Source organism: Rhodococcus sp. MPR-R1B (assembly GCF_058793255.1).
The window spans coordinates 160,818-185,131 of the sequence record NZ_JBXAFO010000009.1 but is presented as its reverse complement, the minus strand read 5'-3'; the positions used below and the strand labels follow the sequence as shown (position 1 = coordinate 185,131).

7 protein-coding genes are annotated in these 24,314 nt (G+C 62.2%); 4 read left to right on the top strand and 3 right to left on the bottom strand.

Going from position 1 to position 24,314, the window contains the following annotated elements:
- Positions 1–84: 84 nt before the first annotated feature.
- Complete coding sequence (locus tag AC1Q61_RS15250; RefSeq protein WP_215515942.1) at positions 85–1,641, bottom strand: pyridoxal phosphate-dependent decarboxylase family protein; 1,557 nt, start codon at positions 1,639–1,641, stop codon at positions 85–87.
- Between the two features lie 3 nt (positions 1,642–1,644).
- Positions 1,645–3,036 carry an MFS transporter gene (locus AC1Q61_RS15245; protein ID WP_042925076.1) on the bottom strand — a complete coding sequence of 464 codons (1,392 nt, stop codon included), beginning with the start codon at positions 3,034–3,036 and terminating at the stop codon, positions 1,645–1,647.
- Between the two features lie 124 nt (positions 3,037–3,160).
- On the opposite strand from AC1Q61_RS15245, the gene AC1Q61_RS15240 reads away from it, so the two are divergent.
- Both AC1Q61_RS15240 and AC1Q61_RS15235 read left to right on the top strand, forming a co-directional pair.
- Entirely contained in the window at positions 3,161–3,814 is a 654-nt protein-coding gene (locus tag AC1Q61_RS15240; protein ID WP_179090782.1) for a GNAT family N-acetyltransferase, read from the top strand.
- A 77-nt stretch (positions 3,815–3,891) separates the two neighbouring features.
- A complete protein-coding gene (locus tag AC1Q61_RS15235; RefSeq protein WP_042449568.1) occupies positions 3,892–4,461 on the top strand; it encodes a DUF5655 domain-containing protein in 570 nt (189 codons plus the stop codon).
- A gap of 350 nt (positions 4,462–4,811) precedes the next feature.
- Here AC1Q61_RS15235 and AC1Q61_RS15230 read toward each other — a convergent pair whose 3' ends face one another.
- Positions 4,812–21,023 carry an amino acid adenylation domain-containing protein gene (locus AC1Q61_RS15230; protein ID WP_492650918.1) on the bottom strand — a complete coding sequence of 5,404 codons (16,212 nt, stop codon included), beginning with the start codon at positions 21,021–21,023 and terminating at the stop codon, positions 4,812–4,814.
- A 192-nt stretch (positions 21,024–21,215) separates the two neighbouring features.
- Between AC1Q61_RS15230 and AC1Q61_RS15225 the strand changes: the two genes are divergently transcribed.
- On the top strand, positions 21,216–23,075 hold the full coding sequence (locus tag AC1Q61_RS15225) for a DUF4012 domain-containing protein (RefSeq protein ID WP_042925080.1): 1,860 nt from the start codon (positions 21,216–21,218) through the stop codon (positions 23,073–23,075).
- Positions 23,076–23,257: 182 nt separating this feature from the next.
- Positions 23,258–24,289, top strand: coding sequence for an iron-siderophore ABC transporter substrate-binding protein (locus tag AC1Q61_RS15220; protein WP_007732282.1), 1,032 nt, complete (start codon positions 23,258–23,260; stop codon positions 24,287–24,289).
- The last annotated feature ends 25 nt before the right edge of the window (positions 24,290–24,314 follow it).

Sequence of the window (24,314 nt, the reverse complement as noted above, 5' to 3'; positions counted from 1 at the left end):
CTTACGCCCGATTCGCGAATCTTTCGCGCCATTTGTCCGAGTTTTGGACAGTGTTCATCGCGGTTTCGGTATTCATCGCCGAGTTCAGGGCTCCACCATTCCGGCGAGGAATTCCACCAGCAGTCTCTTCGTGGCCTCACGTGGCAGCGATTCCACTGCCGCGAGGACGGCCGCCATGTCCAAGGGAGAATCGGAAGAGCCCCGAGGATCCAGCCCCGCCGACGTCAACGCTGCCGCGACGGCGTCACTGGGCAACGCAAGAACATCGGCGACGGTGACATCGCCACGTTCGAATGCTCCGGCCAACTCTGCCAGGGCCGGCGGCGCCTCGGCTGCCGCCGAGCCGCGAACGTCGTCGGCACCGAGGACGAGTGCGCTGGTCAACTCGCCGAGCACAGATTCCGTCACCGGGGTGACGGTGAGGTGGGTTGTTCGAGGCAACGTCGTCCCGTCAGGTTGCGTCGACGCCGGCTGCCCTTGAAGGACGAAGCCGCGAGCACCGACAGCGCTCACCCAGCGATGCGGATCCACTCGCCGTTCGAGCGGCACGGAATCGTCGGTAGCGACCGCGAACAGTGGTCCCACCGGCGAGCCCACGACGCGAAGACCCTCGATTGCCTCGACCGTGCCGATCAGTGCACGAGTGGCCCGCTGCGCCCGGGACACCAATTCGGCGTACCCGGATTGCCCGAGGACTTGCGAAATCGCCCAAGCACCGGCAAGAGCAGCAACGGATTTGGAACCGAGAAGCGTGGGATTGACCACCGGGTACCCCGGCCAGTCCGTGAGTCCGAAATACTGCTTGCGATGCAGATCTCGCCCTCGGTGCAGCAGGACCGAAACGCCTTTGGGCGAGTATCCGTACTTGTGGAAGTCGACGGACATGCTGGTGACCCCGGGCACCCGGAAATCCCAGGGTGGCAGATCACCCCACCACGGCAACGCAAGCCCACCGATGCAGGCGTCGACATGCAGTGGAATCGAATGTGCACGAGCAACTTCCGCGACATCGGCGATCGGGTCGAGCGCCGCGAACGGGTAGCTGGGCGCGGAGACGACGATCAAGACCGTGTCTTTCCGAACTGCCGTCGCAATATCTTGTGCGCCGACGCGCCCCGACGTGGGATCTACTGGTACCAGGATCAGTTCCAGTCCGAGCAGGTGAGCTGCCTTGTGGAAAGCGGCATGCGCGGTGGTCGGAAGAACCAGCGAACCCTCACCCGGCGGGAGCCCACGGAAGTCGCGAGCTGCCTTGACGGCCAACACACAACTCTCCGTTCCGCCGCTGGTGACATTGCCGACGACTACGCCTCCGGCGTCTGTATCTGCGGCTGGGTCTGAAGCTCCATGGAGGAACTCGCGTGCGAACGCAACCAACTCACGCTCCATCACCGCGGTGGACGGGAACACCGTCGGGTCGAGACCGTTGACCGGCTGAACCAATCGAGCTGCGTCCGCTGCCAACTCGTCGAGCGCTGCGAGGCCGCTGTCGTACACGTACGACAGAACCCGGCCTCCGTGCGTCGGAGCGTCCTGCTCGCGAAGCGAACGCAACCGACTCAAGATGTCGGCCGCCCTCTTCTCGAGGTTTGCGCTCTCGACGATCTTGCCCTGAAGTTCCTCGGCCCGAGTGGAACTCATCGTTCACCTTTCGTTCTCGTGAGTGGATTCTTGTTCGGTGCGGTAATTCCGCAATACGACCAGGCTGATCGCAACCAGGATCGCCGGCACGACCGAGAAGCCGAGGGCAATTCCGGTCAGCGCCGATTCCGGTTGCACGACAGTCTCGCCCGCAGTTTTCGAGACGAAGCCGGTCACCGCGAGTACACCCAAGAACACCGCGGGTCCCAGGGCAAGGCCTGCGGTTTCCGCGGCGGTCCAGATACCACTGAGCGAACCACCGCGTTGGCGCCCACCGATTCGCGCGTCGTCCTCGATGACGTCCGGAAGCATCGCCAGCGGGAACACCTGCATGCCGGCGTAGCCGACGCCGGCAAGCGCGACGGCACCGTAGATCCACGAACCCGCGTCGACAGCCGCAAGCGTCAACAACGCCGTGGCGACGACGAACAGAACCGAAGACACCACGTAACCGCGAAGCTTTCCGTACCGATGCGAGAACCGGTACCACAGCGGCATGACGACGAGAGCTGGTCCGACGAGTGCAACGAACAGACCGGTGAGCGCACCTTCGTTGCCCATCACATAGGTCGCCAGATATTGCGCACCCGCCAACATCACGGCGGTGGCAAGAGCTTGGAGCACGAAGACGCTGACCAGCAATCGGAACGCGCGGGTACGTCGTATCGCGTCGAACCCGTCCCGGTACTGCGAGAGCAACGAGCCGACCGGCGCGTCCGCGTGAGTCACCGTGTGGCGCGCGGCTCCGCGAACTGCCCAGATCATTGCCCCGCACATCAGCGCCGACACCCCGATCGCCATGACCAGATAACCGCGTGCTCCGCCTCCGGCAGCATCGCGGAGCTCGGGTCCGCCGGCGCCGATGACCAGAATTGTCAGGGCCAACACCGCAATTCGAACCGATACCAACCGAGTGCGCTCGTGGTAATCGCCGGTCAACTCGGTCGGCAACGCGATATATGGAACCTGAAAGAGGCTGTAGGCACTCGCCGCGAGCAGGAAGAAGACGAGCACCCACATCGCCCCGACTCCTGGGCCGGCCGACACCGGGGCCGAGAACGTGAGAATGAAGAGCAACGGCAGTCCCAGAGCGCCTGCGAGCATGAGTGGCACTCGCGTACCAGTTCGATGAGAGCTTCGGTCGCTGATCGACCCGATCAGCGGATCGATCAGGACGTCGGCGATTTTCGGGACAATGACCACAAGCGACGCGAGCGCCGCGGCAACGCCGAGCGTGTCGGTCAGGTAGTACGCCAGTACCAGACCTGGCAGAACACCGAATCCACCCGTACCGACACTTCCCGCTGCGTATCCGGCCACCACACCACGCGAAAGCCTGTCAGGCGATCTACCTTCACGAAGACGTACCGGTTTGTCTGTAGTCACCGTCCACACACTAATGTCACGACTCCGTACCGCGAGGGCAAAAGAATCCCGATGACCAGAAGTCGCTCACTCGGACGGGCCTGGCATGCCAGACTGTGACCCGATTCGCACACGAAACGAAGGTCTGAAGCCGATGGTTGACCCACTGCGAGAGATCTGGCCTCCGTACGGAGTCACGATCACGTGTGGGCCCGTCACCTTGCTCCCTGTGCGCGACGATCATTTCCCCGAACTCACTGCGCTGGTCCGAGCCGGCATTCACCCTGCCGAACAGATGCCGTTTCTCGTCCCCTGGACGGTGGGCACTCCCGACGAAGTGTCGCGAAGATTCATCCAATACCACTGGTCGGTCCGCGGAGCGATGACCATGACCGACTGGAAATTCGAAACAGCCATTGTCGTCGACGGAGAAATCGTCGGCTGCCAGGCGTTCGCCGCGACGGACTTTCCCAAAAGTCGTACCGGTGAAACCGGCTCGTGGATCGGACGCGGGTTCCAAGGCCGGGGTGTCGGCACTCTCGCCCGACAGGCAATCTGCGCATTCGCATTCGACTCTTTGGGTGCACGAAGCGTCGTGTCGTCGGCATTCACGGACAATCCCGCCTCGATCACGGTGTCCACCAAAGTCGGGTACCGCGCAGACGGCACAGTAGAGGAGTTGGCTGCCGACGGTCGCATGACCGTGCGTCGTCTCTTCACCCTCAGCCGCGAAGATTTTGTCGCACCGCCGTATCCCGTCGAAGTGACCGGCGTGCGCGCGTTCAAGACGATGCTCGGCATCGACTGAGCGAGCTCCCCGTGCACAGTGAGAACCGAGAGAGCAGCGACAACCGGAAGACCAGTGACAACCGGTAGAACAGACACATGGAACCCTCCGACATGATGGCCGCAGTCACCTCGTCCATGCGCGACCGTACCGGGCGCACCCTCGAAGAATGGGTTGAGGCCGTACGGACGTCCGGGGTCGACCCGCTCGATCAGAACGAAGTGCGCAAGTGGCTGAAAGCAGAGCACGGTGTACCGCAGAATTCGCAGTGGGCAATTGCATTCGAGACTGCCGAACAGTCCGGATGGGTGGAGCCGACCGTCGAGCAATACATCGACCAGCAGTACAGCGGCCCGAAGGCAGCACTGCGGCCGATCTTCGATGCAGCCCGACGTCTGATCGAAGAACTCGGAACCGATGTTCGGGTCGAAGGCCGCGGAACCTACACGCCCTTCGTTCGCGCTCGCCAATTCGCCGCCATCGCAGCGGCCACCAAGGCCCTAGTCGACCTCGGACTACGTTTTGTCGAGGCCCCCGAATCCGAACTTCTTGTCCCGGCCAAAGCTCCCGGGCAGTCGACCCACAAGATCGGGCTCAGCAGCACCGCAGACGTGAACGACGAAGTCGGATTGCTGACAGCGATCGCGTATCAACAGAACGGCCGGTAGGTCACTCACTCACCGCCACGCAAACGCTCACCTGCAGGCTGCACGAAAGTCCCTGTTCTCCTTGTCGGAGAACAGGGACTTTCTTCACCGCGGGGGAAGGTCGCTGCGACGTGTCAGCTCAGGCCGAAGAGCGCGCCGATGATGGTCCGAGCAGCCTCGAAGAGCGCGTCGACGGACGGAACACCGATTTCAGAGCTGATGGAAAAAAGGGAACCCAACATACGATCCTCCGGAGATAGTTTCTGAATGGCTTACTGCCACAAGGGAAATGCTACAGATTCTACTTGCGGAACTGAAGCAAGGGGACCACGGGAGTGACAATTCCGGACCAAAGTCCCGGCCCGTTAGATCTACTGCACCCCAGTATGATTGCGATCCTTCGAATCCGAATCGACATCTTCGAGATAGCCGACGAGAACTTGGGCGACCTCCGCCAACACCTCAGTGCTCGACATTTCCGAGTGGGAGCAGTCGACCAGGTACGCCCGCAACGGCCCCACCAGTTCGGACCACCTTTCGACCAGGTGACGATGTTCAGGCAGATCATGCTGCGCCACAAACAGTTCCACTGACCCGAAATAGTGCCTCGGCGTGTGGTCCCGAACGATTCGCGACAGTTTTTCCACACGACCCACTACGGATTCGAGTACCGTATCGGAAAGGAAATCCATACCGGTCTGCCTTCGGATCTCTGTCGCAACGTCTGTGAAAGTCAGTGCTGCAGTTTCAGTTTCAACCTCGGATAGCCCGATCTGCGCGAACAGTTCGGAAGGTTTCGGAGCCGCTTGTACCGATGGCATCATCTCCGGTAACAGCGCGTCGAGCATGACAACCGAACCGACTAGATCGCCGGCCTCTTCGAGCTGGCTCGCCATCTCGAGCGCGATCGTTCCGCCGGCAGACCAACCCAGTAGATGGTATTCACCCGACGGCTGCACCGTCCGTACGGCATCGACGTACCCCGACGCCAACTCCGCCACCGTGCCTGGCAATTCACCTGCTCCCGTTGCCTGGATGCCGTACACCCGTCGACCCCGCAGCTGACCGACGAGTCCGGCGTAGCACCAGGCGATTCCGCTGACCGGATGCACACAGAACAACGGCGGCCGTTGGTCATCGGGGTCGCCGCCGAGCATGACGACCGTGTCCAGCGGATCCGAACGAAGCGAATCACCCTCGAAGACATCGGCATGAACGAGATCCATCCGAGAGGCAAGCTCCGCCACAGTTCGGTCGGTGAAAATCCATTGAACCGGGAATTCCCTGTTAAGGCTCTCACGCAAGCGCGTAGCCACTCGAACTGCACCCATCGATGTCCCGCCGAGCTCGAAGAAGTCGTCGTAGCGGCCGACCGATTTCGCGCCGGTCACGCCCTCGAATGCCTGTGCCACGTGACGTTCGGTATCCGAGATGGGTCGATCCACACTCGACCCCGGCTGCGGTGAAGGAGCAGGAAGTGCCGCTGCGTCTATCTTCCCCGAAGCGAGCAACGGTACCTCGCCCACTATCGTCACCGACGAAGGCAGCAGGTGCTTCGGCAGCAGGCCGGAGACGAACCCGCGAAGCTCCGATTCCGTCGCCGAACCGTTTTCCGCCAACGTCACATACGAACGGAGCTCAGCGGATCCGTACCCGTCGTCACAGACAACGGTTACCGAGAAGGCCACTGCTCCATGGCTTGACAGAGCCGCGTCGACCTCCGCCGGTTCCACGCGGACACCCCGCACCTTCACCTGCGCGTCGTTGCGACCCAGGTACTCGAGCGCTCGGTCGTGACGCCTACGACGCACGAGGTCACCCGTGCGATACATCCGGGTCCCCACCGCATGAGGATTGGCAACAAAGCGCTCGGACGTCAGAGCCGGGGAAGCGACGTACCCCCGTGCCACATTCTCACCGGCGAGGAACAGTTCTCCCGCAACGCCATCCGGAACCGGTCGGAGCCTCTGATCGAGAACAAATGCTGTCGTACCAGGGACTGGAGTGCCGACAGTGACGTCCGCGTCAGTGATCCGTGCGGAAATCGATGCCGCGATCGTTGATTCGGTCGGTCCGTATCCGTTGACGATGCGATGTCGGGGTGACCACGCCGACGCAAGGCGCGCAGAGAGCGGCTCCCCCATCGATTCGACGATCAACGGTTGCACTGCATCCGGATCGACTGTCGCCAGGACCGTCGGCGTCACGATCAGATGTGTTACGTCAGCGGCTATCAGCAGATTCGTGAGTTCTTCTCCCCCGTAGACGAAGTCGGGAGTCAGAATCAGCGTTCCACACCCTGCAGCCGCGAGAAGGATCTCGATCACCGACGCGTCGAAGGTCGACGACGCCAATTGCAGGACTCGGGGGCCACGCTCGAGCTCGGCGATCTCGGCGTGGGCGGTGCAGACGTTCATGATTCCGCGATGTGAAACCTCCACGCCCTTGGGTCTTCCCGTGGAACCCGACGTGTAGATGACGTAGGCGAGGTTGTCGGGGTGAGCCGGCGTTGCCGATACCTCGGCAGCGCCACCAGCAGTGCGGGATTCGTCCATCGCCACCCACTCGACGCACTCGGGCAAACTCTCGGATGCACCTCCAGCTGTCAAACCGACAACCGAACCGCATTCCTCGACCATCGTCTGCCGGCGCGCTGTCGGCAGCGCCGGATCGAGCGACAGCCACGCTGCGCCTGCACGCGCTACTGCCCACAACGCAACGATCCACAGATGCCCGCGCCCGAGCGCAACGGCCACCACGTCGTCGGGTCCGATTCCTCGGACCACCAACTCGCGTGTCCAGTGCGACGACTCCTCGTACAGGTCGCGGTAAGTCCAGCGTCTGCCGTTCTCTTCCAGCGCTACGCCGTCGGGCGCCTGACGCAGAGCGCGTTCGAAAATGTCGGCAATCGTCAGAGGTTCGACGTGGCGAGGATTCGCAGCAGTCAGCGCCGAGCGTTCGAGTCCGGACAGCAGTTCGATCTCCCCGATCACAATCTCGGGTTCCACGGTCACTGATTCGGCGATACGTCTCACCCGCTGCATGAGCAGTTCCGCGGTCGACTCGCGGAACTTGTCCGTCGCATACAGCAATCGAATAGTCAGACTGTCACCGGTGTCGACCAGGTCCCACGTCAAGTCGTAACCGGTCGACGCCCCTGCATTGTCGATGTCGAAGACGGTAATGCCGTCGATCTGCGGCAACTCCAGCGCTCGCCGGTACGCCAGCATGACCGTGAACAGCGGATGCTCGTTCATCCTGCGCGGCGGATCAACCTTCGCAACGACGTCGTCGAACGAGACGTCCGCGTTCGCCATTGCTTCCAGATCGACGCGGCGAACCTCGTCCAGAACAGCAGCGAAACGATCGGTGGAGTTGATTCTCGTGCGCAATGCGACAGTACCCACCATCATTCCGGCGACGCTCAGCAGCGCCGGATCGTTCCGCAGACTCACAGCTGCTCCCACCACGACGTCGTCCGTGACGCACTCGCGAGCGAGCAGCACGGCAATCACGCTGTGGACGACCATGAATACCGTGACGCCATGCGAACGAGCCAACGCCGACAACGCGTCGTAGGTGGCGCCGTCGAGGACTTCCGTCACCATCTCCTCGGATCGTGAAGACACGGGACTCCGGGGGTTGTCGACGGGTAGAGCCAACACATCCTCGACGCCACAAAGTGCGTCTGACCAGTAGTCGAGTTGCCGGTGGGCCATGCTGAGAGAATCCTCGGGGTCACCCAAGCTCTCTCTCGCCCAGAAACTGTAGTCGCCGTAGCTGATCTCCCCCGACGAGCGATCCCAGGGAAGACCTGCCGACCTGGCCTCGAAGGCTGCCACGAAATCGGTCAGGATCGGGCCCATCGACGCTCCGTCGATCGCGATGTGGTGAACAACGATGACCAGGACCGTCAGTCCTGCAGAGTCGACTCCTGCCTTTTCGGTGAACACACGCACACGGAACGGAACATCTCGTTCGAGATCGAACGGCACAGTCGCGAATGCCGAAGCGCTCGCACGGATATCGCCGACGTATACCGCAGTGAGATCGAATGCAACAGAGTCCATTTCAAGTTGTTGCGGACCGAATTCACCCGGAACACAGACAGTTCGCAATACGGCATGGTGATCGACGACGTCGCCGAGCGCGCTGCTCAAGACCGAACGATCGATGTCGTCTGCCAGGACCGCTGCAAACGTCAGGTTGTACGCAGTCGATTCCGGCTGAAGCTGATTGATCAGCCAGAGTCGTTGTTGCGAGGGCGCCAGCGGGGCCGGCTTGCCGGGATCACGTCGAGTCAGTTCGCGGCGTTTGCCATCGGACGCGCTCGCCGACAGCCACTGAGACATCGCTCGCGGCGACGGATTGTCGAAGACGGCGCGAACAGGCACATCTCGCGCGAAGATCGAGGCGAGTCGACCTGCCACCGCTGCCGCAGCCAACGAATCACCACCTGATTCGAACAGGTTGTGCAGAGCGCCGAAACTTCCGGACACGTGTTCCGACATGACAGCGGTGACGAGTTCCTCCGAAACCGTCACTGCTGCATCGGGCGCCTGGCTCTCGAACACATGGCGCCGCAACGCATCTGCGTCCAGTTTTCCGTTCGTCGTGAGCGGGATCGACTCCAATACGACCACGCGGCCGGGCATCAGATACGCAGGCAACATCGCGGCCAACTCGATTGTCAGCTGATCCGCCTCCACACCATCGCCGACCGCGCACGCAACGGCGATGTCGTCGACGAGGACAACCGCCGCAGCCTCGACGCCCGTGCACCGACGCAGAGCTGATTCGATTTCGGCGGGCTCGACGCGGATTCCTCGCACGCTCATCTGACGGTCGGAGCGTCCGACGAATCCGAGCCTGTCATCCGTGCGGCGATGAACCAGATCACCGGTCCGATAACGGCGGTGCCCGCCGGGTGCTGCGATGAACGACGTGGCGGTGCCGGCAGGATCTCCGGCATAGCCCATCGCAAGCCCGGGCCCGCTGACGTACAACTCACCGATCCCGGCCCACGGCACCGGACGCAGTCGCGTATCGAGCACCTCTGCACCGATTCCGGCGAGCGGGACTCCGATGGTGACCCGATGATCCACCTCGGCGACAGTGGTGACCACCGTGCATTCCGTCGGTCCGTACGCATTGAGCATTCGCGCGCGGCGACTCCACGCACGCGCGGTGGAAGGTGAGAGCACATCGCCACCGACTGCCACCACCTCGAGCGAATCGAACCGCTCTGGAGCCATCGTGTCGAGTACGGCTGGAGTGGACAACATGTGAGTGACGCCGCGTTCTGCGACGAATTCTTCGAGTGCCCTTCCGCCGAAAGCCTCCCGAGGAGCGACCGCCAAGGTAGCCCCGGCGCCGATCGCCAACATCATCTCGAGGATTGCTGCATCGAACGTCGGTTTGTAACCGTGCAGCACAACCGAGTCCGAGGTCACGCCGTACTTGCGGACAGCATCGTCGGTCAGCAGGCCCAGTCCTCGGTGGGTGACTGCAACGCCTTTCGGTTCACCGGTCGACCCGGACGTGTGAACAACGTACGCGACTGAATCCGGATACTGCCGACCGGGAACAGGGCTGCGATCGGAGAGGACTGTGCGCAGCTGCTTCAGACGTGCCGGTGGCAGGTCGGGGTCGATCGGCACGAATGCCGCTCCCGTTTTCGAGATCGCCAACATTCGGACCAGGTACGCGATAGTCCGCACCGCCGGAATCTCGTACACGGCACCCGGTCCTGCTCCCCGAGCCACCAGTTCCCAGGCTTGGGCATCCGAGGCAGAGTCGAGTTCGGCATACGTCACCGTGCGGTGTCCGTCGTCGAGAGCAATGTTGTTCGGGAATCGCGCCGCGGTGGCGGCGAAGATCTCGGTCAGTGTGCGGGACGAATCGACCTCGGCAGCAGTCCAACTGGGCGCCGCGCCCACCACGAGATCCGAAACGAGTACTGGTACATCCTCGGCAATCGAGGTGAGCACTCTCGACAGCTGTCGGGTAACCGCGTCGGCGCTCGAAGGATCGAATGCGCTCGCGGCATAGATGAGCGCTCCGGTCAATGAACCGTCGTCAGCGGGTGCGAGCGAGACATGCATGGGGAACTTCGTTGTCGCGGTCTCGATTTCGCGAGCCTCGATCGTGAGGCCGGAAACCTCCACGGCAGGGATCGCGAAGTTCTGCAGACCCAGCGCAATCTGGGGAGTTCGTCCACCGAGCAGCTCACCAACCAACTCGGCAGGAACAGAGCTGTTTTCGAACGCTGCCACATCAGCATCGAAAGCTGCACCCAACAGAAGATCGATCGGCACGTCCCCGTCGATCCGAAGGCGAAGAGGCACCGTATCCACGAACATGCCGACCACGCCGTCGAGCTGAGGCGCCCGCCGTCCGTCGACAGCTGTCGCGATCACGACATCGGGATTTCCACTCAGCTTGGCAAGCACCACCGACAACGCCGCATGAACCACCGCGAACAGCGAGACCTTCAATCGGTCGGCTCGCGCCTGCAGTGCCGAGGTGATGACGGCTGGTATCACGAAGTTCACTCGCTGCGCTATGGTATCCGGCCCGCCATCGGAGTGATCCACCGTCAGCGGAGACACAGATGTCACACCGTCCAGCGTTCGGCGCCAGAACTGCTCGACGCCAGGGGAAACGTCACGTGCTGCCTCCCACGCGGCAAAATCCCCGTACTGGATCGGCAACGGAGACCATTGCGAATCCAGTCCAGCTCGTCGCTTGCCGTACGCGGTCAGCAGGTCGCCGACCACCGTTCGCATCGACACCCCGTCGACTGCGATGTGATGAAAGCTCACTGCCAGAACGTGCCTGACCGGTGACACCTGGAGCAGCATCCAGCGCACCGGCAGGTCTGCCGCTACATCGAAACCACGCGAGCCGAACTCTCGCAGCAGCACCTCGACCTCGATGTCGGCGACCAGCCGCGTTTCCATTGTCACGGAGGTCGGAGGATCCACGACCTGAACCGGTGGAGTGCCCGGATACCGGGTTCTGAGGACATCATGACGACCGACAAGATCCGTTGCTGCCTGACGCAGCGCCGCCGCGTCGAGTTCACCGTCGATCTCGATGCAGATCGGCAGGTTGTACGCGCCGCTCGCCGTGTTCCGCTGATTCAGTACCCACATCGCACGCTGGTTTCGTGACAGGGGTGCGGGCGTGGGGTCGCGGCGCGGTTCCAGTCGGACAAGATCGGTCACCGAGTCGTTCTGCTCGAGCGAATCGAGCCGGGCTGCCAACGCCGCAACTGTTGGATGCTCGAATACGGTCCTGAGCGGAACAACCAGCCCCAGAGTACTACTCAAGAGCGAGGTAACCTCCGCGGCCGACAGCGAGTTGCCCCCGAGCGAGAAGAAGTCTGCGTCGCGGTCGTCCTCATTCCCACCGAGGACGGAACCAAAAGCTCCGGCTACAACACGTTCGGTGGCGGTGGCCGGCCCCTCGGCACGGGAAGCATCCAGTGTCGGAGACGGGAGACGGGCGAAGTCGACCTTGCCGTTCCGCATCGGAAGCTCGCCCTCGATGTCGACGATGGCATGCGGAACCATGTACGTCGGAAGGACTTCTGCGGCGGCAGCGCGAAGTTGACCAGTGTCAACTCTTTCGGCACCTGAACTTCTCACGTAGGCGACCAACAGAGGACTTCCACCTTCGGCCGACCGAACCCCGACGACACAGAAGTCGACGTTCGCGACAGACTGAATGACTGCCTCGATCTCACCCGGTTCGATCCGGACACCGTTGACCTTCACCTGCACGTCGGTTCGCCCGAGATAATGCAGGCGATACGTATTTCCCTCGGATTTGGGGCTTTCCGGCTTCCACATCACCAGGTCGCCCGTCCGGTACTTCCGGGCGCCTGAACCGGTTGCCACGAATCGTTCCGCAGTTCGGGCCGGTTGGCCGGCGTAACCGCGAGCGAGCATTCGACCCGAGAGATACAGTTCGCCGGCGACTCCCGGCGGCACCGGTTCGAGTCGATCATCGAGCACGACGGCGTCGACCCCGGCCAGTGGATACCCGATCGATCCGTCGTGAGTGTCACCCGACAGTTGTTCGATCGACAGTGGTTCGGTAGCAAGCGAATACATCGTCGACTCGGCAGGTCCGTATCCGTTGATGACTCGGCGTCCGGCTTGCCAGCGCTTCGCCAACGCGCCGCCGAGTCGCTCGCCCCCGAACATCACCGTGGAAAGGTCCGGCAGCGAAGGATCGCCGATCGAGGCGACGACAGTAGGTGTGGCGCACAGATGAGTAATTCGCTCGCGCCTCAGTGCTGATGCGAGTCCCGAGCCGAACAGTTCTTCGTTCTTCGCCAGAACGAGCGTGGCCCCGGACGCACTCGCGATGAGCACCTCGAGCAACGTCATGTCGAATCCTGGCGCTCCGCGATGGAATACGCGAGAACCTGGCCCAGCCGAGAATCGACCGGGCAGGTCTTCGGCGATCACACCGAGCCCGCCGTTGGTCACGACCACAGCCTTGGGGGTTCCGGTCGTTCCTGACGTGAAAACTACGTAGGCCGCCAGGTTCTCGGAATATTCGCGCACCGAGTCGGTGACTTTCTCACCACCAGCGTCTTCAGCACCAGCGTCTTCACCACCAGCGTTGCGGCCGCCGATCGCTCCGGTGCCCAGTGTTTCGAGGACATCGCGTACTCGCGCCTGCGGCTGTTCCGGGTCCGTCAATGCCGGAGCTGCACCGACCTTCGCGATTGCCCACAGTTGCACGATCGACGCAATCGACCGATCTGCAGTCCAAGCAGCGACCTGGTCGACTCCAACTCCCCGGGAGCGCAACTCGTCGGCTGCGACATCCGACTGGGCATCGAGTTCCCGGTAAGTCAGTGTGTTGCCCTCACCCTCGACCGCCACAGCGTCCGGGGCGGATTCGACGCCGAAGCGCAGCATGGAGGCAAGTGTCGTACCGGAAAGTCGAGATCGATCAGGCCGGTCGACCGCGCCGTGTGCGGGGACGAGAAGAGCTCGTTCCGCACTGTCCAACAGGTCGATTTGCCCTACGGCGACATTCGGGTCGACAGACACTTGATTCAGGAAGCGCTCGAACCGGCCCGCAAAGCTCGATACCGTCAGATCATCGAATAGATCAGCGTTGTAGACGAATTCGAGACCGAGTTCGCCCCCGACCCCCTCGTCCGTGACGTTGACCTGCAGATCGAAATTTGCGTGCCTGACTTCAGGAGCAATCTGTGTGATGTCCAGCCCTGGTATCGACCACGCGGCGGTCTCAGCAGTTCGGAACGAGAGCGCCACCTGGAACAACGGATGTCGCGAACGCGATCGCGGTGGGTCGATCAGATCGACCAGCGATTCGAAGGGCATCTCTGCGTGCGCGAACGCCGCTACGTCACGCTGACGAACCTGCTCGACCAACCGGCCGAACGAGTTCGACGGATCGACTTCGGTTCGAAGAACAATCGTGCCGGCAAACATGCCGACCAGCTCGTCGAGTTCAGGTGTGACGCGTCCGGACACAACAGTGCCGACAGCTACGTCATCGCTACCGTTGTACCTCGCCAACAGCGCCGCGAGAGCGGCGTGTACAACCATGAACATGGTCGCGTTGTTCGATCGTGCGAGTGTCTGAAGGCCCGTTCGTACCGAACCTGAGATCTCCACCCGACAGCTCGACGCACGGGCGAACGTCGAACGTGGACGATCGAGGGGAAGCGTCACCTGCTCGGGAAGTCCTTCGAGAGCCTGCATCCAGTAGCTGCGTACCGTCTCGGGAATCCCCGATTCCCTTTGCCATGCACTGTAATCGGAGTATTCGAGCGCGAGCGGCGACCACTGCGGAGCGTGCTGCGCCGAGCGGGCGATGTACGCCGCAGTGAAGTCGCGGACCAACAATTCGAGTGATCGAGCGTCGGCGGCAATGTGATGGACGACGACAGCCAGGATGTGCTCGACAGGTGAAACCTGGAGAAGTGCCGCACGTACGGGCGGATCAACGGTGACATCGAAGCCCGAACCCACCAGTTCTGCTACACAATTCTCGGCGTCGCCGCCGTCGAGTGCCTCGAGCTGAAAGGCCGGAAGCGCATCCTCGGCGTCGAGCACCGTCTGAACCGGGCCGCCGCCGACAACCGGGTACACGGTCCGCAGAGTGCGATGGCGATTGATCACGTCACGAATTGCCAGTTCGGCCGCAACCACGTCCAGCTCGCCTGCCAAGCGCAGCACGATCGGGATGTTGTATCCGGCGGAGTCTGTATCCAACTGATTCAGAATCCACATTCGATGCTGGGAAGCTGACAGGTGCACTTCCGTGTTGTCCGAACGAGGCCCCAAGGACACGTCAGACGCGTGCTCCGCGCCGGTTCGCCCTACACCTATCCGCGCAGCAGCGATGTCTGCGAGCTGATCGACGGATGGGTGCTCGAACACATCGCGGACGTCGAGGTTACAGCCCAGGGCGGAGTTCAGACGCGACGAAAGACGAGTGGCGATCAAGGAATTGGCGCCTTGATCGAAGAGGTTCCGGACCGGATCGACATGCGGAACTTCCATCAAATCGCTCAGAATGGCTGCGACTGTCTGCTCGAAGAAGTCTCGCGACTGCCGAGTCGGCTGCGTGAGAGACACCGGGGTCGGCAACGATGCTCGGTCGATTTTGCCGTTGATCGTGACCGGTAATGACGCGAGCGCCATCAAAGCCGACGGAACCATGTGCGCGGGCAGCAACGAACGAGCAGTCCGCAAGACGCCGTCGAGGTCGTGTCCGCTCCCCGGGGTGATGTAACCGACCAAAGTCGGCCCGCTGTCGAGTTCTCTCACCACTACCGCGGCCTGCTCCACCGACGTGTGAGCCAACAGCGCGGATTCGACCTCGCCCGGTTCGATGCGGTAACCGCGCAGTGCCATCTGACCGTCGGCGCGGCGAACATATTCGAGTCGGCCGGCTCGCCAACGGACCAGATCGCCGCTGCGGTACATCCGTGATCCATCGAATCCGGGTTCAGGCACGAATCGCGAAGACGTCATCGCGGGTCGACCCAAGTAGCCTTCGGCCACCTGCGGACCCGCAACATACAGTTCGCCGACAGATCCCGGAGGGACGGGCTTCAACGACGCGTCCAGTACGTAGCTGCGCAACCCTGGTAGTGGGGACCCGATCGGCGAGACAGTCTCGTCACCGGGGACAAGATCGAAACTGGTGACATGGACTGTGGTTTCGGTGATTCCGAACATGTTGACGCCCCGCACGTCCGGGTGCCGATCGAACCAAGCCTCCACGCGCCCGGCGTCGAGGCGATCACCGCCGAAAACAATCGTCCGGAGCGGAAGCAGCATTTCCTGCGTGACTTCCGCCAACGCATAGAAGGCGGCCGGGGTCTGATTGAGAACGGTCACTCGTTCCCGCACAATCAGATCCGCGAATCTTTCGGGTGAGCGCGCGACATCACCGTCCACGATCACGAGGGATCCGCCAGTGGTCAACGAACCCCACATCTCCCAGACCGAGAAGTCGAATGCGTACGAATGAAACATCGTCCATACATCTTCGGCGTTGAAGTCGAAGATCTCTCGGGTCGAGGCGAGCAGCGCCAACACGTTGTCCTGAGACACCACTACGCCTTTGGGAGCTCCAGTTGATCCGGAAGTGTAGATCACGTAGGCGGCGGACTCCGACTGTGCAACGGGCCAGTCGGCCGTAGCGTCAGTCGTCTCGTCCACGAAGATGACAAGTTGCTCGTACCCAACGAACCGCCCAGCAGATTCGTCCGTCGACAGAATCGCTTTCGGGCCTGCATCGGCAAGTACGTAGTGGATACGAGCGTCGGGATACTGCAAGTCGATCGGTACGTACGTCGCGCCCGCGCGAACGACAGCGATGATGGCTACGACGAGGTCGACCGATCGAGGCAGGGCGACCGCCACGCGATCACCGACTCGAATTCCTCGATCGATCAAGACAGCGGCAAGGCCCTCCGAACGAACTCGCACCTCTTCATAGGTGAAACGAGTATCGCCACTCGACACCGCGATTGCATTCGGATGCCGGGCTGCGACGGCCCCGAAGAGGTCAGGCAGCGACTGCGCGACAATCGACGGCGCCGGCACCCGAGCCGACAATTCTTCGCGTTCCGCAACACTGAGAACATCGATGTCACGCAGCATGATTGACGAGTTCTCGGTAATCGAGCCACACACTCGACGAAGCCGCTCGACCCAGCTCTGCACGGTGCCTGCATCGAACAGATCGGCGGCATATCGGAAAGTGCCGCGAACACCGCTCGCGTCGCCGTCAATCGTACGATCCTCGCGCACAGTCACTTCGAGGTCGAAGCGAGGGTGGACCGGAGGTAGCGGAGTGCCGTGCGCCGTCAAAGTTCCCATCGCGATCGCGGAGTCGGGCGCTACCGGATCGACAGCGAGAACCACTCTGAGGAAGGAATTCTTCTCACCTACGCCCCCACCGACCGCACGGTCGACCACCCAGTCGAACGGAACGTCGGCATTGGACAGGGCCGCCACATCAACCTCGCGCACCTGAGTCAAGAACTCACCGAACATGTCTCCGCCGCGAAGGAGCGTTCGCAGCGCGACGGTCCCGACGAACATACCGACGACACCGTCGAACGAAGGATGCGTTCGTCCGGAGGTCGGGGTCCCGATGACCACATCGGACGCACCGGTGATCTTGCTCAGTGCGATCGAAAGGCAGGCGTGCAACACCATGAAGGTTGTGCAGTCGTGCGCGCGAGCGATCTCGTTCAGCGCCGCATGGATAGGTGAGGGCAACTCGAACGTCACGTCCCGAGCCGACGACGGTTGGTCCGGCCGGCGGGATCTGTCCACGGGAAGCGCCAGAGTCGGATCAACACCGGCGAGTGTGTCGGACCAGAATTCCAGCTGGCGCCCTGCCAAGCTCTGTGGATCCGCGGGATCACCGAGAATGGTTCTGTGCCAAGCGGAATAGTCGCGGTAGTCGAGAGCGGGCGAAGGCCAGATCGGCGAACTCCCAGCGGCGCGAGCGTCGTACGCCGCGACGAGGTCCGAGACGATCGTCGCGAACGAAAGGCCGTCCAGGGCGACGTGATGGGCAACCACGGTCATGCGGTGGTCGGCGTCGCTGCCGGAGGCGAGGATCAAGCGAAGAGGCGCATCGGTCGCCAGGTCGAAACCCGCCGCAACCAAATCCGCTGACGCAGCCTCGTAATCCTCGGACGCAACCTCGATCAGAGTCACCGGAGTCGCGGTCGCAACCTGGATCGGCCACGCATCGTGATTCTGGTCGAACGAGAAAACAGTACGCAAGACGAGATGGCGATCGGTCAGGTCACCTACCGCCGCCCTCATCGCCTCGATATCCAGAGCACCACTGAACGCGACCTCGAACGCAATGTTGTACGCCGACGACTGGGGATCCAGACGGTTGAGTAACCACAGGCGTTGTTGCGCCGGTGCGATTTCCACGACGAGGTCGTCCGAAATGCGCTGGGGTTCCTCCACCCACTCCGCCCGCCCCGCACGGATCACCCGGGCCAGGCGCGCCGGCGTCGGGGCACCGAACACGTCCCTCACGCCAACCCGTCTTCCGAGGGCGGAACTCACTCGCGCGGCAACATACACGGCGTCGAGTGAACTACCGCCCCAGGCGAACAAGTCGGAGTGCGGTCCGAGAACTCCGACGCCGAGGACCTCGGCCATCACCGAGGCAATCAATTCCTCGTCGTACCCGATCGGGTGGTTGACCGCCGCGCGCTGCTCGGCCGGCGCGGACGACGCCGGTTCGGGGAGCGCTGAACGGTCAGTCTTTCCATGGCTCGTGACGGGCAATACTGCCAAAATAGTCACCGAACTCGGCAACATGGAACGAGGAAGTCGGGAAGCCAGATGATCGAGCACCATCGTCTGGCTCAACGGATGAGCTGCACCTTCGGCCACGGTCACATACGCCGCAAGCGACCCGGATCGCTCGACCACCGCTGCTTGCGCAACGCCGGGAGTCGACAGGAGCACAGCCTCGATCTCGCCCAGTTCGACGCGTACTCCACGGATCTTCACTTGTTGGTCAGAGCGGCCCAAGAACTCGAGTTGACCGGCAGCGTTCCATCGCACCATGTCCCCGGTGCGGTACATACGCTCACCAGCGCCGGCAGCACCGAAGGGCGCAGCGACAAAACGCTCCGCGGTGAGCGTCGGAGAAAGGTACCCTCGCGCCAGTCCGTGTCCCATCACGTACAGCTCCCCCGCGGCGCCGACCGGAGTGGGCAGCAACGACGAATCCAACACCACAGCGGAAACGCCGTCGATCGGGCGCCCGATCGGAGTATCACCACCAGGCTCGAGCGGCTCGCTCATGAATGCCGCGACGGTTGCTTCACTGGGCCCGTACGAATTCACGATATCGACGTGACTCGACCACGCATCCACGAGCGCTCCCGGCGGTCGCTCGCCGCCGACGTTCAGGACTCGAAGTTCCGGCAAAGCCCGAGGATCCATCGTCAACGGAACCGATGGCGTCGAGTTCAGGTGCGTGACACCTTCGAGCCGCAAATAGTCTTCGAGGTCCACTCCGCCGATCAATCCGGGAGGAACGATCACTGCGGTCGCGCCGCAGCCGTGTGCAAGCAGAATCTCGAGGATCGCCACGTCGAACGATGTGTTTGCAAGGAGCGCGACGCGGGAGGAACTATCGATGTTCAGACGCCGTGCGTGAGAACGCAGCAACGGCACAATGCCTCGGTGCGTGACCGCGACACCCTTCGGTCGCCCGGTAGAACCAGAGGTGTAGACCACGTAGGCGGTGTCGTCCAGAGACAGGTCGGCGATAGATGAACCCGCCCCCACGCGTCGATCCACCGGACCTTCGACGGTCTCGTCTTCCCTGGGGTTGACGACGCAGACCCAAGCCGGCACGTTCACGAGTTCGCCACCGACCACAACGGACACGTCGGCGTCGTCGAGAATGAAAGCGGCACGCTCGGAGGGTGTTTGAGGATCCACGAAGAGAAGGGCAGCACCAGCCCGCACTACTGCGTGGAATGCAACTACGGAATCGGTCGAGCGCCCGGTGAGGATCCCGACGACGTCGCCTCGTCCGACTCCGTTCTCCACGAGCAAGGCGCAGAGTGCATCCGCGCGAGCGCCGAGCTGGTCGTAAGTGACGTCCACACCTTGCTCGCGGATCGCGACGGCACTCCCCTGCCCTGCGCCGCCTCTGATGACCGAATCGAGCGTCGCGAATCCGTCCGTCCGCGGACCTAGCGCAGGGACCAGATCCTTCACTTCATCCGTCGAGAGGATGGGGAGGTCACCGAGCGCACGGGTAGCCGAGTCGAGGAACCCCTCGAGTAGCCGAACGAACTGACGATGATGCATCGCCAAGTCACGTTCGCTGTAGAGGTGCGGATTGGCTTCGAAGGACAGGCGAACGTTCTCCCCCGCGATCGACGGATAAATGCTGAAGAACAGGTCTTCGGTGGGTCCGGATGTGAGGACGTGAAATTCGCCGACGACGTCACCGAGCCGAATCGCTTCGTGAAACATCATGACGTTCACGGCCGGGCCCGCCGCCTCACGGGATCCGCCCTGACCCTCCTGGAAGCCCATGTCCTCGTAGCGGAATCGCTGGTGGCGTAGCGCACCGGTCATTTGAACCGAGATCTGACGCACCAGTTCTTGTGGCGACAGATCCCGTTCGAGTTGCGCACGAACAGGCACGATGTTGGACAGCATCCCACCTGAACGTTTCGACGTCGCCGTGGTGCGGCCGGACACCGGCAAGCTGAGGACTACGTCATCGGAATCAGTCATGCGACCGAGATAGGACGCGAATGCACCGACGAGGACCGCCACCTCGGAGGTAGTCCACTCGGTCGCGACATCCGAAAGCTGTTTTGCAAGAGTTGGATTCAGTGTCCGCACCATCATGCGCTGCGGCATGGACGTCAGGCCGGCGCCGTCGGCGAGGCGAACCGGGCGGGGCAGGCCTTCGGACATCTCCGTCCAGTACTGCTCGTCCGATCGATACCGCGACGAGGATCGGTAGTCGACGTCGAGGTCATGCAGTGCACGTACCCCGAAACCACCGAAAGGAGTCAGCGTCTTGCCATGAACCAGATGCGAATAGCGCTCGGCCACCCGAGCGGTGAGTGTCATCGCCGCATGTCCGTCGAGCACGAGGTGATGGGCGTGCGAGTACCAGTAGTAGTGCTCATCTGCCAGGTGAAGCAAGGTCGCCGAGATCAGGCGGTCAGACATCACGTCAAGTGGCCGTGAGTATTCCGCTGTCATCCACTCGTTCGCGCGCTGAACCGGGTCGCGGTCGCTGCGTAAGTCGAGGTATGCGAGATCGTCGACGATCGCATGATCGACGACCTGTGCCGGCTCGGCATCGGTAGCGACGAGGCGAACGAACGGCGACTCCAATTCATGACATGCCGTATTCGTTGCCTCGATCAGCGCGTCGACGTCAACCGGTCCGCGTAGTTCCACGTACTGAGCCACCACGAACGGAGTTGACGGACTCAATTGCTGCGCGAACCACAGCGCGAGCTGAGCCCGAGACAACGGAAAAGCACTCAACCCGTCACCTCACATTTCACCAGCCTTGTTTTTCACGAACGTTCGGTGGCTGATCACGTGAATCCATGGGAGCGAACACCACGAACGGCCGAACCGAACCCTACTGTCTCGTCTAAGTTTTCACCACTGGGCCAACACTGCTAGACATGTCGACGCAGCTTTCACGCACTCAAACGTCAGGAGCTTCAGCGGATGAACAACGACACGGTGGGACCAAAGTCCGACGACGATTCCGGGGCTGAACCGATCGGCTCCAACACCATCCCACCGAGGGGCCCGGAGCGCGAAACCAAGGGGGCGGCCGCTTTTCTCCGAAGCCGTAGAACGGCAGTCGCGATCACCGCAACGACGCTGGTAGTGGGCGGTTTCGTGGCATGGCTCGGGTACACGGCATACGAGGCGAAAGATAACCTGGAGGCGGCTCGCGACCACGCACAGTCGGCGAAGAGCGCTCTCCTGGCCGGAGATACGGGAGTCGCAGAGTCTGCCGCGGCGGAAGCCGATCGCGAAGCATCGGCCGCATACGACAACACCCATTCACTCCCCTGGAACATCACCGCCGCAATTCCCGTCATCGGGTCGCCGTTCGAGTCGACGCGCCAGATGACCGAGGTCGTTCAGGGGCTTACGCGTGACGTTCTCGGCCCTGCCGTGACTACCGGAACTTCACTCGCACCAACGGAATTGGTGCAGCCCGGTGGGCGCTTGGCACTCGCACCGTTACGCGAAGCGGAACCGAAACTGGCCGAAACAGCTATCGCCGCGGAATTGCTGTCGTCGCAGGCACAGGAAGTTCCCGAATCGAAGTACCTGGGCCGAGTTAACGATGCCAGAGCAGAATTACAGTCGCAGACAAGCGAACTGGCTACCCTCCTGACGAACACCGCCACCGCGGCGCGCATCACACCGGCGATGCTCGGCACCGACGGACCGCGCAACTACTTCATCGGTTTCCAGACCAATGCGGAAGCGCGAGGAACCGGCGGCCTGTTGGGTGGATACGGCATCGTCCGAGTCGACAACGGCGCCGCTCGGGTGGACACACTCTCCCCCAACTCCGAACTAACACTGGACAATCAACCGATAGACCTTGGTCCTGACTTCAACCAGCTGTACGGAAACAGTCGACCGACCACCGATTTTCGCAACAGCAACCTCAGCTCGCACTTTCCGTACGCAGCGCAGATCTGGCAGTCCCTGTGGTCACAGGAGTCCGGGGGTGAGCTGGTCGACGGCGCGATAGCGACCGATCCGATAGCACTGAGTTACCTCCTCGCGGCGGTGGGACCAGTAGAGATGCCGGACGGAGAGTCGGTAACGGCCGACAACGTCGTTGAGTTGACCGAGTCGACCGCGTACGCACGCTTTCCCTCCGACAACAAGGCACGAAAGCAGTATCTGCAGACAATCGCGGCCCGTGTCGTGGCGAAGATGACCGGGAACATCAAGTCGCCGAGCGCATTACTGGAGGCTCTGGGCAGAGGTGTCAGCGAGGGCAGAATCGCAGTGTGGAGCTCTCACCCCGACGAACAATCGGTTCTTGCCGACACCGTCCTCGGGCACACCATTCCCGATGATGCCGCTCCGTACGCCGGTGTGGTGATCAACAACCAAGCCGGCAACAAGCTCGACTACTACCTCACACGAGAAATCGACTACACAGCCCAGACGTGCACCGGCGACACCCGAAAGACAACGGTCACCGTTCGACTGACCAACAACGCGCCCGACGCCGACCTGACCGAATATGTCAGCGGGATCGTCGACAACCCCGGACGACTGCCCAATGGCACCAATGTGGCTGCAGTCACTCTGCTTGCGACAGCCGGCGCCAAACTCGATGCCGTCTCCGTGGGTGGACAGATTTCGTTTGCCGTCAACGGAACCGAACAGGGTCACCCGGCCTACATGACCAGGGCCGTCATTCCGCGAGGCCAGACGGTTGAGCTGAAGTTCGATCTGACCGAGCCCACAGCCGAGGGCGAAGCTCGCGTACCGGTCCAGCCGCTTGTCGACGACCCGAAGATTACCGTCGACGTTCCTAGCTGCTGAGCTTGTCCGGCAAACGTCGACGAGGCCCCTGGCATGTCGCCGTTTGTCGGACTCGTGAACTTTCAGCAGATTTGAAACTTTGGCGAAGGCTAGCCTATGCTTCCTGACGCGCCTGGAACCGGCCGTCGGCTGCGATCCGTCGGAGTCTCACTCCTCGGCGCATCGACAACGGAAGGTTCCCCATGCGATACGCCCGTGTGCGCTCACTTCGCCGAACTGTGGCGCTGAGTGGATTGGTCATTGCCGCCCTGGTAATCGGCGGATGCAGTAACAACGACACCGCAACCGAATCGAGCAGCAGCGACTTCGAAACCGTCACCATCGAAAGTGCGCTCGGAAACGCCGTCATCACCGAAAAGCCCGAGCGAATCGTGACTCTCGGCATGGGGTCGGCGGAGACCGTAATCGCGCTCGGCACGATCCCCGTCGGCGTCGAAAAGTACGCATGGGGCAGCGACGACACCGGGTATCTGCCGTGGGTCCACGAAGCGGTCACGAAGCAAGGTGGCGAACTGCCAGAGCAGTTCACCGGCGGAACCGATCTCAACATCGAGGCGATCATCGCTCTCGAACCCGACCTGATCCTCGCCCCCTGGTCCGGCATCACACAGCAGCAGTTCGACTCGCTCAACGCGTTCGCGCCGACCGTCGCCTACGCCGAGAGCCCCTGGACCATCACGTGGGAAGACCAGATCAACGTCATCGGCAAAGCCATGGGCGAATCCGAGAAGGCGACAGCCGAAATCGACAAGATCAAGTCGCAGTTCGCGGAATCGACTGCAGCACATCCGAACTACGCCGACGTCAGCTTCTCCTTCATCTACAACACGGGCCCAGGAACCCTCGGCGTCTTTTTCGCCGAAGAGCAGCGTGTGGCCATGGTCCGCGCACTTGGCCTGCAGGTGGATCCCGTCGTCTACACCTTGACGGAATCTGAAGGAACAGACTCCGCCGTCATCGGCCTCGAGAACGCAAACCTCCTCGACAAGTCCGACCTGCTCTTCACCTTCTACTCGGACCCGGCCAACCGGGCCGAGATCGAAGCGCAGCCCGCTTACCAGGCAATCCCCGCTGTGGCTCGGGGAACTGTCATCGCTCCGACCGAACAGCCCTTCGTCACCGGTTCCTCGATGATCAACCCTCTGACCGTGCCCTGGTCGCTCGAGCGCTACGTGCCGATGATCGACGAGGCAATCGCGAAGCTGAACAAGTGATGTAGATCAGCATCGTGCGATCGAG